The 15,736-nt window shown below is 62.3% G+C and carries 17 protein-coding genes; 5 read left to right on the top strand and 12 right to left on the bottom strand.

The genetic code is table 11. The annotated features are described in order from the left end of the window. Nucleotides 1-105 precede the first annotated feature (105 nt). Complete coding sequence (locus tag H0W65_RS00855; RefSeq protein WP_294002844.1) at nucleotides 106-1,347, bottom strand: EpsG family protein; 1,242 nt, start codon at nucleotides 1,345-1,347, stop codon at nucleotides 106-108. On the opposite strand from H0W65_RS00855, the gene H0W65_RS12155 reads away from it, so the two are divergent. Together H0W65_RS12155 and H0W65_RS00850 are read left to right on the top strand one after the other, a co-directional pair. Continuing rightward, on the top strand, nucleotides 1,274-1,783 hold the full coding sequence (locus H0W65_RS12155) for a YkgJ family cysteine cluster protein (protein WP_367120103.1): 510 nt from the start codon (nucleotides 1,274-1,276) through the stop codon (nucleotides 1,781-1,783). The two genes, H0W65_RS00855 and H0W65_RS12155, sit on opposite strands and share 74 nt — an antisense overlap. Continuing rightward, nucleotides 1,780-2,055, top strand: a complete 276-nt coding sequence (locus H0W65_RS00850; protein ID WP_294002842.1) for a PqqD family protein — start codon at nucleotides 1,780-1,782, stop codon at nucleotides 2,053-2,055. Before H0W65_RS12155 ends, H0W65_RS00850 begins: the two co-directional genes overlap by 4 nt. Here the strand turns inward: H0W65_RS00850 and H0W65_RS00845 are convergent. The 4 genes from H0W65_RS00845 to H0W65_RS00830 all read right to left on the bottom strand — a co-directional run bounded on the left by H0W65_RS00845 (nucleotide 2,052) and on the right by H0W65_RS00830 (nucleotide 5,584). Next, the gene (locus tag H0W65_RS00845) at nucleotides 2,052-3,893 is read right to left on the bottom strand and encodes an asparagine synthase-related protein (protein ID WP_294002841.1); all 1,842 of its coding nucleotides are present in this window, start codon (nucleotides 3,891-3,893) and stop codon (nucleotides 2,052-2,054) included. The two genes, H0W65_RS00850 and H0W65_RS00845, sit on opposite strands and share 4 nt — an antisense overlap. Nucleotides 3,894-3,985: 92 nt before the next feature. Continuing rightward, complete coding sequence (locus H0W65_RS00840) at nucleotides 3,986-4,123, bottom strand: hypothetical protein (RefSeq protein ID WP_294002839.1); 138 nt, start codon at nucleotides 4,121-4,123, stop codon at nucleotides 3,986-3,988. 128 nt (nucleotides 4,124-4,251) lie between these two features. Beyond that, on the bottom strand, nucleotides 4,252-5,154 hold the full coding sequence (locus tag H0W65_RS00835) for a hypothetical protein (protein WP_294002838.1): 903 nt from the start codon (nucleotides 5,152-5,154) through the stop codon (nucleotides 4,252-4,254). Next, entirely contained in the window at nucleotides 5,138-5,584 is a 447-nt protein-coding gene (locus H0W65_RS00830) for a lasso peptide biosynthesis B2 protein (RefSeq protein WP_294002972.1), read from the bottom strand. The genes H0W65_RS00835 and H0W65_RS00830 overlap by 17 nt, the downstream gene beginning before the upstream one ends. 209 nt (nucleotides 5,585-5,793) lie before the next feature. Here H0W65_RS00830 and H0W65_RS00825 point away from each other — a divergent pair, with 209 nt between their 5' ends. Both H0W65_RS00825 and H0W65_RS00820 read left to right on the top strand, forming a co-directional pair. Continuing rightward, nucleotides 5,794-6,786, top strand: a complete 993-nt coding sequence (locus H0W65_RS00825) for a nucleotidyltransferase family protein (RefSeq protein ID WP_294002836.1) — start codon at nucleotides 5,794-5,796, stop codon at nucleotides 6,784-6,786. Between the two features lie 6 nt (nucleotides 6,787-6,792). Beyond that, nucleotides 6,793-7,203, top strand: a complete 411-nt coding sequence (locus H0W65_RS00820) for a hypothetical protein (protein ID WP_294002834.1) — start codon at nucleotides 6,793-6,795, stop codon at nucleotides 7,201-7,203. On the opposite strand, the gene H0W65_RS00815 is transcribed toward H0W65_RS00820, so the two are convergent. From H0W65_RS00815 to H0W65_RS00790, 6 genes are all read right to left on the bottom strand, one after another. Then, on the bottom strand, nucleotides 7,108-8,493 hold the full coding sequence (locus H0W65_RS00815) for an O-antigen ligase (RefSeq protein ID WP_294002832.1): 1,386 nt from the start codon (nucleotides 8,491-8,493) through the stop codon (nucleotides 7,108-7,110). The genes H0W65_RS00820 and H0W65_RS00815 overlap by 96 nt on opposite strands. Beyond that, the gene (locus H0W65_RS00810; protein WP_294002830.1) at nucleotides 8,490-9,677 is read right to left on the bottom strand and encodes a tetratricopeptide repeat protein; all 1,188 of its coding nucleotides are present in this window, start codon (nucleotides 9,675-9,677) and stop codon (nucleotides 8,490-8,492) included. Before H0W65_RS00810 ends, H0W65_RS00815 begins: the two co-directional genes overlap by 4 nt. Nucleotides 9,678-9,705: 28 nt before the next feature. Then, nucleotides 9,706-11,904 (bottom strand): GumC family protein, encoded by a 2,199-nt coding sequence (locus H0W65_RS00805; protein ID WP_294002828.1) that lies wholly within the window; start codon nucleotides 11,902-11,904, stop codon nucleotides 9,706-9,708. Between the two features lie 45 nt (nucleotides 11,905-11,949). Beyond that, complete coding sequence (locus H0W65_RS00800; RefSeq protein WP_294002826.1) at nucleotides 11,950-12,597, bottom strand: polysaccharide biosynthesis/export family protein; 648 nt, start codon at nucleotides 12,595-12,597, stop codon at nucleotides 11,950-11,952. 144 nt (nucleotides 12,598-12,741) lie between these two features. Further along, nucleotides 12,742-13,509, bottom strand: coding sequence for a metallophosphoesterase (locus H0W65_RS00795; protein WP_294002824.1), 768 nt, complete (start codon nucleotides 13,507-13,509; stop codon nucleotides 12,742-12,744). A gap of 8 nt (nucleotides 13,510-13,517) precedes the next feature. Beyond that, a complete protein-coding gene (locus H0W65_RS00790) occupies nucleotides 13,518-14,660 on the bottom strand; it encodes a glycosyltransferase family 4 protein (RefSeq protein WP_294002822.1) in 1,143 nt (380 codons plus the stop codon). A gap of 248 nt (nucleotides 14,661-14,908) precedes the next feature. Here H0W65_RS00790 and H0W65_RS00785 point away from each other — a divergent pair, with 248 nt between their 5' ends. Next, nucleotides 14,909-15,256 carry a hypothetical protein gene (locus H0W65_RS00785; protein WP_294002820.1) on the top strand — a complete coding sequence of 116 codons (348 nt, stop codon included), beginning with the start codon at nucleotides 14,909-14,911 and terminating at the stop codon, nucleotides 15,254-15,256. A gap of 48 nt (nucleotides 15,257-15,304) precedes the next feature. Here the strand turns inward: H0W65_RS00785 and apaG are convergent, their stop codons facing one another. Further along, nucleotides 15,305-15,718 carry a Co2+/Mg2+ efflux protein ApaG gene (gene apaG / locus H0W65_RS00780; protein WP_294002818.1) on the bottom strand — a complete coding sequence of 138 codons (414 nt, stop codon included), beginning with the start codon at nucleotides 15,716-15,718 and terminating at the stop codon, nucleotides 15,305-15,307. Between the last annotated feature and the right edge of the window lie 18 nt (nucleotides 15,719-15,736).

Genomic DNA, 15,736 nt, shown 5'->3' with positions numbered 1-15,736 from the left:
CGCCACTCCATCTCGACGCGGACGGGCCAATCCCTCTGGGAGGACACCTTCTGGCTGTAGTCGCCTGCCGGGGAACACGGCAACCCTCAACATGGCCGATCAGAATCAGAATATCGGATAAATTCGGTAGGGCAGCCAATATTTTGAGTGGTCGGCGAAGTTCAGCCAGACGAAAAGCACCGCGAAGGAATAAGCGAGAACCAGGAAAGTGCCGATTTCCTGCCCGCGAAAAAGGCGAACCGTTCGCGGCAGAACGGCGACCTGAAGCGGAATGAGGTACAAAGCGAGACGGTCGACAGCGGTCGAGGAGGCCAAGGTGAACAGCAGGATCAGTATACCAAACGCGGCAAGGCTGAAATTGCGCCACAAGCGGTCCGCGTGCAGGTTGAAATCGAATGCCCGCCGCAGCGTGAAGAACAAGAAGGCGGGAATGACGCTCATTGCAACTCGGACAGCCGCGCCCTGGGAGGTATATTCCGCTTCCACATAGTTTCTGACGTAGACGTCTACTGAATCGGACAGAAACAGGTCGTAAAGGACAAACGAACCCGCAACTCCGGCGACCAGGTTAAGAAATCCAGTGCGATTGCCGGCAAAGATCACCAGCGGAATCGTGACCAGGGCTGTGCGGTGAAACAGCGTGGCCACAGCAACATAGGCGAGAAAGCGAAGCGTCGACGCCCCCTGCTGCACCGCGGCAAGTCCGGCCATCAACACCCCGATCGCCGCAGCCTGGCGCGAATAGCCCATCGCAACCACCACGACCAAATAGGGAATGGCGACCAGCACCGCGAGCCATGGGTTGGCCTGTGCACGCGCGAGGCGGGTCAACCCCCAAGTGAAAAAGCCGGCACAAATCAGATTGACCAGCCAAACCTCGAGCCCAATCTGCCTCACCAGCCAGTTGACGAACTGATAGCCGGGATCGCCGAACTCCATCATCTCGCCTAGGCTGGCGTAACGAGCGAAGGAAAACAGGAACTCGTATGTTTGCCAATCCGCGCCGACCTCGTAGCGCAGTCCGATTGCCAGCAAGATCAACAGCATGCCGAAAAAGAAAAAAAGCGGCGTCTGGTCTTGATCGCGCTCACGGTTGGTCGTGAGCACCGCACCCAGGGCAAAATAGGCGAAAAGCAACCAGTAAACGACCAAGACGCTTCCCCGAGGCAGCGTGCCCGAGCCGGCACCGTGCGGTCCTAGGTGTTGAGATGAACAGCGTCCAGCATTCGGTTGATACTTTGGCTTTCGCATTTCACGCGCTAGTTCGCGAACGATGGAAACGTTACCTTCGCTCGACCCTGCGCCAAACCAGAGGGACGCCACCCTTCTGTGCACGAGCTGCGGCATTTGTTGCGCCGGCGACCTTCACGGTGCCGCCGTGCTCGATTCCGACGAAGTGCCAGTCGCCGAAAGGCTGGGTTTGACGGTCCGATCCGACGGCGAACTCAGGTTCGAGCTGCCCTGCCCTCGCCTTTCGGGCAGCCAATGCACCGTCTATCCCGACCGGCCACGCGTATGCTCCCGTTACAAATGCGTTTTGCTGCAGAATCTAGAAGCCGGCAATATTGCGCTCGAGGGCGCGCTCCACCACGTTGCCGTCGCGAAGCAACTTGTCGCGCGGGCACGGGCAGACGCCCCCGGCGAGAGCGAGCAGTCCGAGCGCGATCTGGCTCTAATGAATCGAAAATTGCAATGGGCTGCCGTGAGGCATTATTTCGACAAGTTTTTCCGAAAGCCTGCCCACCCCTCTCACGACCAAGGCGCCAGTGCGGAGACACCATGACAAAATTTACCTTCAGTCGATCGAGCGACGCTCTCTTCACTCGGGTCGGCGATGATATCGTCGCGCTCCACCTAAAGCGCGGTCAGTGCTTTGGAATGGAAAATGTCACGCGCGACGTATGGGATTTGCTGAGCGAGCCGACCGACCTTGAGAGAATATGCGATCGTTTGACCGAAATTTATGACGTAGAGCCCGCGGCTTGCCGGACTGAGGTCGAAAAACTTCTCGCGCAGTTGGTCGACGAGGGGCTCGTCGATTCAGTGAGTTCCTAATCGGGAAAATGAAAATCTATGAAACTGGCCAGCGCGAGCGCGCCGATCAGGCTGTTCCGATAAGTCAGCAAGCGCTCGCGGCGATCCCAGCCGTCGGCCGGCCAGGCATCGAGCAGCGCTTCGATATACCGATAGTCCAACAGCTCGCGAACTAACTCGTTCTTCCCATAGGTCATAAATGCAGCTGCGACTTGCCGCAGTGGAAAATGCTCGAACCAGTCGGCACCTTGATACCCACGCCTGGTGGAGCAAAGGCTCTCACGCGGGATACGGTTGCCGAATGCCGCGTCGAACGCCGGGCGCCCGGCGCCGGACGAAAACAGATGCCTCGCACGAAATGAAAAGCAGAGCTCCACCACCGCTCGATCCGACGTCGGATCGCGCGGGTCGAGACCCCACTTGCCCAGCGACATCTTTTCCGGATTGTCGCGCAACATCAGCATGTCACGGCGATACTCAAAGGCGCTTAGCGGAGGACGCGCATCACCGAATTTTTCTCGAAGGAGCGCCTCGGCCCGGGTGCGGTAGGGCTCTCGCAGGACAAGGACGCGGCAGACATCGTCCGACGAGCGGCCGCTGGCTTTGAGAATGAGGTCGTACGCCGAGCGCGACAGGAAGGGCCCGACGATTTGGCTCAATGCACCGATCCAGCGGGAAGGCGGCCCGCCGCCGATCGTGGTGAGGACTTGCGCCCACGCCAGCGGCCCCTCCTCGTGCAGGAAGTCACCTATATGATCGGGTCCCCCAGCGCTGATCGTAAAATTACCGGTCGTCCCATGCAGGAGAACCGAATTGCCCTGGGTCGATGCCGCATCGTTAATCGCGGCCCACCATGGCAGGTTGGAGGGATTGAGAAGGGGGCCGTGATGGACCGCATTGATCGCCTCCATCGTCGGAATTATCGAGCCGGAAGAAGGCCGGCAGATGACGTGGCGCAAATTGGGGTGGATTGCAGCCATCTTCGAAGCCATGCCGCTTTCGTCGGACAACATTTCGGGCGGATCGGCGGCCGAAAAGCCCTCGCGCGGTGCGCCGGTTAGCGCGGTCAGAAGCTCCCGACCGTCTTTCATCGCGATGGCCGCGCTCGCGGTAACGGCGCTGCTGTCGCGCCCTGAACTCAACTGCGATGCAACCGACCCCTTGTGACGACGAAGGCTGCACCGCGTTGCCCGATCAAACTCGGCACGCAGCGCTTCACCGGCTTCTTCAGCGCGCCGGATCGGCGACATCTTCCGCTCTAGAGTCCAGATTGGAAAGCTTCGCGTCGCATCTCGGGCCAATTCCACGGCATGACCATGCCGCACCATTTCGACCCCCTCGAAGATGGTGGCGGAGCCGAGATATGAATAAAGCGCGGCAACTCCGGCCGCATAATGGATGTTAATTTTCTTCGAAAATTCCCGGAGCGCAAAAAGCCCGGCGGGCATCGAGGCGAATGCCGCAAATCGTGGCTCCGAGCAGAAGAATAAGGGCTTCAGCGAAAATGGACTGCGAACCAGCGTAAGGCACTCGCGCTCGCCGTCCCAAGTTGCAAACGCATAGTCGCCCAAAACCCGCTCGACCGCGTCAAATTTCCATCGGCGCCAAGACGCTGCCAGCAATGCTCCATCGGATAGAATGGCTGCATCGGCCGCGGCGATCCGGAGCGATCGTGCGACATCCGCTCGGTTGTCAATTCGGGCATCGGCTACAAACAGACGGCCCTGTGGCCAAAGCGTCGGCTGTGCGTCGAAATCGTCTTCAGGAAGTGTTTTGAAAAGATTGCGGCCAAACGCAGCACGATCGGCGTGGGCAATGACGCGACCGTCCGAACCGAACGCGGACAACGCCGCGAGCATGTCACGACATGCCAATTCGGGATTGGTATCGGTCTTCCGACGGACAAATCCAGCGATCGCTGACACGACTTAGCGGGAAAGTCCCGAACAGGTTACGACTTGTTGTTGCCGCCCGCCCCGCCATCAGCAATGCCACTGCCCTTTTTGGACTCGGCAGAACCCGCTTTGATCGACTTGAGACGCGGCGTGGACCAGGGCTTGCGGCCCGAATTGTCAGAAATATTCGTCATACATTGCCTCCATTACGCGAGTCGTGAACGCCGAAGTCCATGAAACTGCGAACTTTTGCTTAGCAACAGCATGCTCTGGGTTCAATCGTTTGTTCGTCCGGCCCGCGGACACCGCCGGCCTCGGCCATTCAGCCCGTCGCGTGCCCGGATGCCGCCGCCTTGATGGCCGAAAGGAGATAGGAGACACAGGCATCGAGCTGGGTAAAATCGAGTGGCCGCGCGAACGTCATGACGGGCACCGACTTTGCCAGCCTGATACAGTCCTGCCAATGATTCCTGGCACCATCGGCCTCGGCGACGAAGTATCCTCGATAGGTATTCGCCATCAGGGCCGATACCGCATCCATCCCGCCAAGGCCCGTCACGCAAAACCGGTCAGCAGCGCGAAGCTCGAAAATTGACGCCAGCGAGACAGAGTCGGCAAGGGTCGCCGACGGCGGCAGCCCGACGTCATATTTGTCCCAGGTCTCGTCACCCGCATAGGAACGCGGATAAGCGGAGGCGTCCCGGCCGCTCGCTTCGAGCGAATCGCGCCAGAGGCGGAGGCGCGGCATGCCGGGAGCAACCATGGCACGCCCGTTATCCTCAAAACGAATCACGCAGACATCGTCGGCGAGCACCCGATATCCGCGATCCTGAAACGCCGCGGCCAGGGTCGACTTACCCGCGCCCGAGGCACCGAGAAAAGCATAAGCTTTCCCGTCGATTTCGATCGCGTTGGCGTGGAGAGGTAGAAGCTGCCGCTGGTGAAGCAGCATGCCCATCGCCGAACCTAGCAAATAGAGCCTTACGTTGCGCGGAGCCGAATCCGGGTCGACGGCGACGATGATAGTCGAACCGCCAATCACCTCGAACCGCGCTACCCCCTCGACCGCGAAGCCTAAGCCCCGCCCTGATTGGGGCATGGAGGAATCGGCAAGCACCACTCGAACATCTGGATCCACGACTCCGTCCACCCGGACCAACTCGGGCAACGGCAAGTCGCTGCGCAGCGTCAGCCCGAACAGGCGATAATCATTTGCTTCGCGCAACGGTCGGCCCCCAATCGGGAAAGACGGCGACTTGATGGAATCGACGCGCTTCTTCTCCGCCGATCACTACCACGCCGCCCACCGTAACCCAGACATGGGCCTCTAGGTCGCGCGCCCCGCCATGGCCCAGGCCGTAATGGAGGAACGCGTCAAGGCCTCTACGACGCAGCATCCGCTGGACGGCCAGTCCCCGTTGAAAACACATAGCCTTCCATGGCACTCGCGCCGCGGCCGCGTCGACGCTCCACACGACTCGTCGAACGGTCGCATCGGAAGCGCGCGGCGTTCCCGGCCGGCGGCGAGAGGCCGAACGGACGGCGCGCTCGAACGGCGCGAGGCGGATCAGCGCAGACGCTAATGCAAGCGAAGCCAAGGCATCCAGAAGGACCAAACGGTCGCTCCAGCCCAGTTGGCGGGCCTTGGCGAGCATTGAGGTGAAACGCGAAGCGGGCACGCTGATACATAATCCCGGATGGTTGGCGGTTTGCTATACGCACAGCAATCAGCAGTTAGAAGGTAGTAGACCGAAGATGGATAAACCCGATCCCTAGCCGCCGCCTCTCCCCCGCCTTTCGATATTTGCTGGCCTTGTGCCGGCAGGCGTTCGCGCCCGCGCCGGACCGGACGGAACTATGTGCGATGGCAAAGGCTGTGGATGGGGATGCTCTGTTGGCGCTGGCCCGGCGAAATCGCGTCGAAGGGCTCGTCTGGCGGGCGATCAACGACTTGGACCTGCCCGTCGATGGACCCACAGCCGATCGCCTTACAGCCGCGGCGACGTCGATCGCCCAAGCCGGCATGCTGAACGCCGCCGAGAGCGCCCGCCTCCTCGCCTCGTTCGATCGGGCCGGGATTCCGCTGCTGTTCCTCAAAGGGCTGACGCTGGGCGTCATCGCCTATGGCGACCCATTCGTGAAAATGGGGTGGGACATCGACTTGCTTGTCGCACCGTCGCGGATCGGCGATGCCGCCAACCGACTGGTCGAGCTCGGCTATCGGCCGGTCGCACCAGGCGATGCCCGGCGCATTGCCCAGTGGCACGATCGGAACAAGGAATCGGTCTGGCGCAAGGGCAAGGAATCGATTTTCGTCGAACTGCACGGCCGGCTCGCCGACCATCCCGCCTTGATCCCCGCTATCGACGTCGGCACGACGCGGCAGAGCGTCGAGATTTCGCCAAAGCTCATGCTTCCGACCCTCGCCGACGACCCTCTGTTCGCTTATTTGTGCATTCACGGCGCATCCAGTGCCTGGTTTCGGCTCAAATGGATTACCGACCTCGCCGCCTTTCTCCATGGCCGTGACCCGGCAGAGTTTGAACGGTTTTATCGGTTCGCCATCGATGCCGGGGCCGGCCGTAGCGCGGGGCAGGCGTTGCTGTTGGCGGAACGGCTTTATGCCATCCCCCTGGGCGGCTTGCGCAATCGCCTGTTGTCCGACCCGGCGAATCGCTGGCTGGTCGCATCGGCCATGATCTATCTGGACGGTGTCTGGTCGCGCCGCGAGCCGACCGAGACGATGCTCGGTACCCTTCCCATCAGGGCGTCGCAACTCGTTCTGCTGCCCGGTTGGCGCTTCAAAATGTCCGAAGCTACGCGTCAGCTTGCGTCGATCGTCCGGCGCGGCGCATAGCGCGCGATGATCTGGTATCAGGTAAAGCTGCTCGCCGCGCATGCGACCTCGCTCAGCATGGACGCCCTGCATATCGTCGCGGGGACGCTCCTGTCGATCCTCATTGCGGTCGGACTGCGAACGAGCGTCGCCAACTGGCGTCCATGGCTTGTCGTGCTGGCGCTCGAACTAGCCAACGAAGCCAACGATCTGTGGGTCGAAGTATGGCCCGACCCCGCCGCGCAATATGGTGAAAGCTTGAAGGACATCGCGTCGACGATGTTCTTGCCGACGCTGCTGGTGCTGCTGGCTCGCGCCCGCCCGGGCTTGTTTGTGCGGCGCTCAGCCGATGACGAGGTGGCGGGTGGGCCGGATATCGGTCTTGGCGCTCGCGGTTCGCCGCGACACCAGGATCAACGCGATACAGGTGGCGAATAGCGCCGCCACCGCTGCCGTCCGCAGCGGGTAATCGACCGCGCTGTGCACCAGGACCGCGGCCGATCCAATCGCGCCTGCCATGGCGAACCCGTCCGCGGCGGGCGACGCCAGCATCCGCCGCACCGCCGCGGCCCACCACAGGAGGAAAAGCAGCATCAAAGCAATCCCGGGCAGCCCGGTCTCGACCGCCAGCTCGAGATAATCGTTATGGGCGTGGTTGACGAAGGTCGCATCTACCTCGCCGGGTCGCTCGAACAGGGGATACACTCTGGTAAAGGTGCCGAAACCTGATCCGACCGGCGCGAACTGGGTAAAGGCGGCGGTGCCTCCGGCTAGCATCTCCTGGCGGCTATCGATCGAGGTCGCGGCACCCGGCATATGATTGCTGAGCGGACTGAACAGCAAAAGGAAGAAGGCCAGCATACCGGCGGCGCACAGTCCGAGCGCGGCCCTGCGTGCCGTCAGGCCAAGCGGAATTGCGATCAGCAGGCTAGCGATCGTCACCGGGATGACCAGGCCGTAGCCGGACAGCGATCCGTTGAGCGCCAGGCCGACCATGATCAGGCCCAGCCCGGCAGCGCCAACGACGAGCAAGGTGAAGCGTTTGCGCGCTTCCTTGGCCGCGCGGCTCGAATGGGCCGCCAGGGCGACCATGAACGGGATCGAGACCAGCAGCATCGAGGCCATATGATTGCTGTTGGCAAAGAAGCCGGTCGCGACCCCGAAATTGCTGATCTTGTAAAGGTACCAGGGGGAGGTGGGCGGATCGGGCGATCCGGTTTGGAGCGCGCCGAGCGCGACCGCCGCAACGGTTGCCGTTAGCACCGCCACCGCCAGCCCGTGCGGCGAATAGGCCCTCAGGCGCACAATGGCGCAGAGCATGGCGACCGGCGGCAAAAGCGGCAATATCGCTGCCGCCGTATCGTAAGGCGATAGCGACAGGCTGCTCCAGCCCGCCCGGAGACCGAGGATCACCCGGCCTTCGGCGACGATTTCACGCCCGGGCATCGCCATTATGATTGCCGGCGGAAGGGGGAGCAGATGCACGGCGAACAGCGTCACCGCGGCCACGACCAACCAGCCCAACTGCCGCATGGGGCGTTGCAAGTTGGTTTGCCCGGGTTCGGCGAACGACCAGGCGATGATCAACACCGCCAACAGCTGCAACGAGGTCGCGCCCCACACGCCCTGGACGCTGCCGCCCAGAACCAGGCAGAAGAAGAGATAGGTCGGGCCCAGGGCGGCGCGCAGCTTTTCCCGGGTCATGGCTCGCAGCTTTTCACGGGTCATGAAGCCACTCTTGTCAGCCGAAGGTTGGCAAGGGTGAGATCGACCGTCTCCGGGAATTCGGGCGAGGTACCGGCAAGCTCGAGCAATTGGGCTGGGCAGTCGCCGGCGACGGCGAACGCCCCGGTAAGCGAATTCCCCTCTCCCCGTTTGCCCAGACGCAGCGACAGGATCGGCTTGTCCGTCGGGCGGCACGTCAGGCGCCAGGCAATCGATGTCGCGTCGATGCTTCGGTCGACATCGGCCGTCAGTCGGTATCGGCCCGGCTTCAGCAACAGCAACTGGCTCGCCAGGACGATGTTGTCGCGCCCGAAATAAATCAGGTGGAGCCGTCCGCCTGCTTGCGCTTCGGCTACTGCCGAGCCGTTCGAGACCAGCGTCCAGCCGAATGGCGGCGGCGCCGACCCATGCGAAAACTCCGGGTCGAACAATAGTGCGCCGGATGCGGTGGCCGCTGAGGTGCCAGCAATTCGCGACCAGACCGTGCGCGCTTTCTCATATTGCCCTGCTGCGACCAGGGCCTGAACCAGGCGACCTTGCCAACCCGGGGGCGCTTCGTCGAAATTCTTCCGGCCCGACGATAAAAAGAGGATGAGATCGGCGTTGCGGGCGTCGTCTGCCAGCGCCGCCAGGACCACCGGCTCGAACTCGGGATGGTCGTCCAACATCGCCTTGATCCGCGCTGCGCCCCCGGGGCGGCTGGCGAAGGCGGCATAATATGGCGCCACACCGGAGATCGAGTTGGGCACAAGCCGCGTCAGCATTGCCAGTTCGGTCAGGCCTTTGTCGCCTTGCCCACTGCGCAAATAATGGTCGGCGAGGAAATAGCGCGCGGCGATCGACCTAGGGTCGCGACGCAGGGCTGCGGCAAAGGCCCGACCGGCCCCGCCCTCATTGGCGGATAGGCGCAAATCGACGCCTCGGACGAGGAAGGGTTCGGGCGAAAGGGGCGACCATCGGGCCCTGGCCAACATATCCTGGATGCGGGCGCGCGGCGCCGAACGATGTTCGGCGGCGGCCGCGGCGATAGCCTCCAGGCCGAACTTGAACGCGACGTCGGGATGAGCGCCCCACGTTGCGCGAGCATAGGCCGGGTGGGTCTTTGCAAAGGCCGACACCACGGCCTGGCGGGCAATCTGGACGATCGCAAGCAATGACAGCAGGCCGATCGCGACTAGCCGGATCACGGACATCTCCCCTCGGACCGGTCGCCACTCAGCTGTCGGCCTCGTGTGGGATCATGAGGATTTCGGTCCGTTTCCGGTCAAGTGCGCCATAGCCATAGGCTTTATAGCCGTAACCGCCCATGTCTTCGGACGACTTGGTCAACGCCGCGCCGACAATATTCGTCCCGGTGTCGCGCAGGAGGCGAAGCGTTTCGAGCGCGGCTTTGGTCCGTGTTTTGCCGCTTTCGATGACGAACAGAACATTGCCGGCGACCGAGGCTAGCAACAGAGAATCCGCTAGTCCCAACACCGGCGGGGCGTCGCAGATGACGATGTCGAAATGCTCGTTGAATTGGCGGAGGATTTCAGGAAAGCGCCCGCTCGACAAAAGGTCGGCGGGATTGGGCGGCAGCGGCCCGCTGGGAAGCAGCCACAGGTCGGAAAACTGGGTCGGCAAGACGTGCTTGCGGACTTCTTCGTCCTCGCTGGTCAGGAGGCGGGTCAGCCCAACCTTTTCCGACGATGCCCTGAATGCCGGCTTGCGCAGGTCGCAATCAATCAGCAGCACAGTCGCGCCGCGGCGGGCGAAATTCTGTGCCAGCGCCAGCGACGAGGATGATTTGCCCTCCGTTGGGCGAGTGCTTGTCACCAGCAGCGTCTTGGGTAGCCCCTCCTCGGTGCTGAAGCGAAGCGACGCGACCACCGCCGAATAGGCTTCGGAGACGATCGACTTGGGGTCCTTTAGCTCGTCGATGAAGCTGTCCTTGCCCCCCGCTTTGGGAATCGCGCCAAGGCAGGCGAGGCCAAGCTTGGTCCGCACATCGTCCCGCGTCTTGACTGTGTCATAAAGAAATTCGAGCGCAACCGCGATGCCAAGCCCAGCAAGCAGGCCGGCCATCATCCCGAGCAGCAAGTTGAGCAGCAGATTGGGCTTGAATGGCCCGCCGGGCACATCGGCCCTATCGACGACCGAAACCGGAGCAGTACCGATGCCGCCCGCTACCCCAACTTCCTTATAGCGTTGCAACAGCGCGTCGTAGAGGGCACGGTTGGTGTCCACTTCGCGCTGCAGGATGGTGTATTGGATGCTCCGCCCGCGAAGGTCGAGCACCGATCCCTTAAGCCCCGCCACCTGTCCTTGCAGTGAGCGCTCGGCAGCCAACGCCGAGCGATAATCCGCAAGCAGCGTGTTCGACCGGCCCGAGGATGCCTGTGCGGTTTCACGGTTGACCTGTCGATTGAGCTCGTCGATCCGCGATTTGAGACTGAGCATGTCGGGATGTTCGGGCTTCAGCAGCGTGCGCTTCTCCGAATATTCCGCTTCCAGCACCGCCCGCGCTTGACGCAGCGCCTGAGCGCTGGCGTTGACCTCGGCGGTTGCTCCGACCGCGCCCCCCTGCCGGAAAGCGCCTTCGGCCGCGACCCGTCGCGCCACCGCATCGGCCAGCGCCCGGTTGAGGGCGACCAGGGATTCGCCTTGCAGAGAGTTGGTGTCGCCCGGTGCCTTGCCGTCGGCGGCGCCGGTGTTGATAATCCCTTGCGCTTGCGCATAGGCGACCGCCTGCTTTTCCGACCGCTCCAGGTCGGCACGTGTCTTGGCGATCTGCTTTTCAAGGAAACTGCGGGCGTAAGCCGAGGCGTCGTAGCGCCGCTGCAAATTGCTGTTGATGAAGCTGTCGGCCAACTGGTTGGCGATCGCCGCCGACAGTTGCGGGGACGTGTCGTCATAGCTGAATTTGATCAGCTGTCCTTCCTTGGGCGCGATCACGTTGATTCCGCCCGCGACCTTGCCGGTCGCCGCCTTTAGGCGGGTCGATGCGTCGCCGCCCTCGCCTACGAATGTCTTGTTGTTGGCTAGGTTGAGGTCCTGGGCCGCGCGTTCGGCAATGCTGCGGCTCGACAGCAGCCCAACTTGAGTCGCGACAAAATCCCAGCTGCTCGACGCCGACGCCCGCTCGCGCGACTGCTCGTCCATGATCTCCACGGTCGGCGGGTTGACCTCGAGAGTCACCCACGAACGATAGACCGGAGTGGTCAACATCGTGAGTACGATCCCGCCAAGCAATCCAAGCGCAATCGCCCCCAGGATCAGCCAACGCCAATGGCTAATGATCCGGAGCAGGGCGGGAAGGTCGAGGCTAGCGGGGGGCGGGTTTACCGTCGTCCGGCGCTGCCCGACACGACCGTCGGGCGGCACCCGATCCAGGTAGAAATCATTGTCGTCGGTCACGGCAATATTATGGTTCACGGCACATCGCCCAAATTGATATCGGAAGGCTTATCGGCGTTTCCATTAGAATGGGCTGAATATCGACAGGATGGGCAGGCCGTTGAGGAGCTGCTTTTGAATGGCCTTGACCGAAGACCCGTCGATCACGACGATGTCGCCGGCATAGACCTGCGGATCTTCCGCTTCGCCGCGGCGGATGCTGGTCAAGTCGAATGCGGCCGCTTGACGCTTACCGCTAATCGACCGGAAGATCGCAACGCGGCGGGGATTGGCATCCGGCCCGGTGCCGCCGGCGAGCGCCACAGCCTGCATCAACGTAGTCGGTCCGTTGAGCGCGAACGATCCGGCCTTGTTGACCGCGCCATCGACCGTCAGATTGCGGCGCGTTGACGATTTGATGCCGACGCTGACGTCTGGGTTTTCCAAATATTTTTCGCCCAGCTTGCGGGTCAGCGCGTCGTCGAGCTGGGTGGTGGTCAGATCGGCCGCCGATACACTGCCGATCAGCGGCAGCGACACCTGGCCCGTCAGGTCGACCTCATAATCGCCCGACAGATCGGGCATTTTGAACACCTTGACGCTGAGCGTGTCCATCGGCGCGATCTTGTAGCCCGCCTCGAGCGGGATCACGGCCGGCGAGTCCGGCACGCCAAACGTCGACACTCCGTAGGGGATGGGCCCGCCGCGCTTGTCGGCACAGCCGGGCGCCATCACCGCCGCGCAAGCAAGCACGGCAAGAATCGTTCGGCGGTGCGACTTCCGCTCCAGGGACCTGTCCTGCATATCAATCATCCTACACGCGATCCCTATAGTGGTGACGCCCTAAACCGGCCTCATAACCAAATCAATGTCGGGCTACTTTGCTCCATCGTGGGTTTTCTTCGCAGAGAAATAGCGCCGCTCGCATCCGTCGAGGGCAATCGCAGTGAGTACCCCTGTACGGTAGGCGCCTGTGTCCAGGCCTATCCGGTTGGCACATTCGTCGACGCTCGTCGTGATCGTGTGGCCATGGATCACGAGGAAGCCATGATCGCGCTCGTCACCGAGGAAGGGTTGGCGGATCCAGCGAAGGTCCGACTGAGTTTGGAGCGTCAGGTCGACATCGGGCCGAATGCCAGCGTGCACGAACAGATAGTCGCCGAACCGCAACGTGTCCACGAAACTGGCCATGAACTGGCGATGCGAGGCCGGAATGGCGGCCTTGAGGCGCGCCAGGGCCGCTCGCTCGCCATGTTGCTGGACCGTCGTCGGGTCGACACCATAACTCGCCAGGCACTCGGCCCCGCCATATTTCAGCCAATCGGCGAACAACCCGCGTTCGCCGGCGAGCAGGCGCAGCAGCACTTCTTCGTGGTTACCGGCAAGAAAGACCGGACGCACTCCGGGTCGGTGAAATGTTCGCAAAAGCTCGATCACGCCGCGCGACGAGGATCCGCGATCGATAAGGTCGCCCAGGAAAACCAGCAGCGATCGGCGCGAAGGGCGCTCGACCATGTCCCGTTCGATGTCGGCAAGCAGCAGCTCGAGGAGGTCGAGCCGACCATGAACGTCGCCGACCGCATAGGCGCGGTAGCCTTTAGGGGTTCGCGGTGGACCCTTCGCCTCTTTGTCGTAACCGAACATGCGGACCGCTAACCGGTGGAGGTGCGATATGGTTTCAACGCGCCCAGATAAGCGTCGATCACCTTGCGCTCGCCGAAACGTCCGCGAACCCGCTCAAGCGCCGCTTGGCCAAGGGCGCGTCGCCCGACCGCCTCAAGGTCGAGGAAACGACGCACCGCTTCTGCCAGGGAGGAAGCATCTCGGGGGCGGCATGACATGCCGGTCAAACCTTCCTCGACCAGCTCGCGATTGCCCGGGACATCGGTGGCGATCAGCGGCCGGCCCATGGCGCCACCTTCGAGCAGCGACCGCGGCAAGCCTTCGCGGTAGGAAGGTAGCACCACCGCGCTGGCGGCCGCGATTGCCGGCCGAACATCGTCCATTTGCCCTAAATGCTCGACCGTTCCTAACCGGACCCAGCGCTCTAGCTCGGTCGGCGTGACGCTCGTCCGGTTTCCTGGATCGATCGCGCCAAGCAGCTGAAACCGAGCGCCCGGATGAGTTTGGCGGACTTGGCCCGCGGCCTCGACAAATTCCCTCACTCCCTTGTCGGCGATCAGGCGGCCGATGAACAGAAACACCGGCTCAGCTCCGGGATCGACCTCGATCGGGCGAAAGCGATCAAGGTCAATTCCTGAACCGGGAAGCAGCCGGACTTGTTCGGGGCGCACGATCTTGCGTGTGAGAAATAAGTCACGGTCGTCGGGATTCTGGAAGAAGACGGTCGCAGCTCGATTGAAAGCGACGCGATACAAATGACTTATGAACCACGCGAACAGGCCGCTGCTGAGGAACGCTGTGCCGAGCCCGCTGACATTGAGGATGCTGGGCACACCGGCCGCCCTTGCCGCCAGCGCCCCGTAGATGTTGGGCTTGATCGTGAACCCCAGGTAGGCTGCGGGCCGCTTCCGCCGACACAGCTGCCAATACGCGAGCAGCAAGGCGGCATCGATCAGCGGGTTGATCCCCGATCGATCGATACGGACGGCAATGGTTTCGGCATTCAGAGTGGTTAACGGCTCAAAGGCCGGGTCGAGCGGTGCGACCAGGATCGGCCTGAACCCCTCAGCAGCGATGCCCCGTACCAGCCCGGCACGAAAGTTAACGATATTGAACAGACTGTTGGCAGAAATAAGGATGGTAGGTGTTGGCTTGACCTTGCCGGGGTGCATGAGTGCCTCAAGAATGGCGGGGCGGCGGAGCCGTCGGCGACGGAAATGACGTCAATCGCATAGAAGCCTCGCTCACCGTTAGACAACACTCCGGGGGCGACTCGGAATATTATTCCTCCTCCGCATCGACGGACCGTGGCGTTCCGGCGACAGATTTCATGAAACCTGCGTCAAAGAAATGCGTTAAATGACTTGGCGTTAAGCGTTTTATTGGATAAGGTCGCGCCATCATCCGGGAGTTTAGCACCATGTCGAGTTCCATGCGCAAGTTAACAGCAGCCGTCGCCGCCCTAGCGCTGTGCTCGGTTTCGACAAGCGCCATTGCGGCTGCCCCGGCTCCCGCGATTGGCGCTACGGCGGTCAACCCATGGCTTGCGCTGGGGGCGATGAGTTCCTTGAGCAGCGCGAGCGCCGCGTCGCTGGCTGCGGCTCAGAACTATCGTGACGACGACGACGATGATGACGACGGGATAGGCTTCCCCCCTCTTCCCGTTCTGGCGGTGATTTTGGGTACGATAGCGCTCGGGATTTACATTCTCACCAGGGATGACAACGACGATCTCGACTTCACTCCGGTCCCGCGCAGCCCCAATTAGGGCCTGACTCAACGTCGCGCCACTGAATGACGCCGCCCTTGCGCGGCGTCATTCGCGTATTTCGGCCGGCGCGAGCAACGCAAATTTCGGAATGGCGACGTGGAACGCGGTCCCCGATTCGTCGACCAGCTGATAATGACCGCTCATTGTTCCTGTCGGGGTGTCGAGCGGGCAGCCGGAGACATAGTCATAGCTTTCGCCCCGCGGAATGACCGGCATATCCCCGACCACTCCCTGGCCGCGCACTTCGTGCACATTGCCCCGCCCGTCGACGATCTTCCAGTAGCGGGCGAGTAACTGGACCACGCCTTCACCATGATTTTCAAGCCGGACATGGTAGGACCAGAACCAGCGGCCCTGCGCCGGCGCTGACTGTTCGGCAAGGAAGCTCACAGCCACCCGCACCGTCATGCCACGCGTTTCGGCGACATGAGGAAACAGCGAAGCGAGCAAATCGGCCATAGCTGAAGCTAGGCTCGT

This window comes from Sphingomonas sp. (assembly GCF_013816785.1).
Classification (GTDB): domain Bacteria; phylum Pseudomonadota; class Alphaproteobacteria; order Sphingomonadales; family Sphingomonadaceae; genus Sphingomicrobium.
This window is presented reverse-complemented; position numbering and strand designations above follow the sequence as displayed.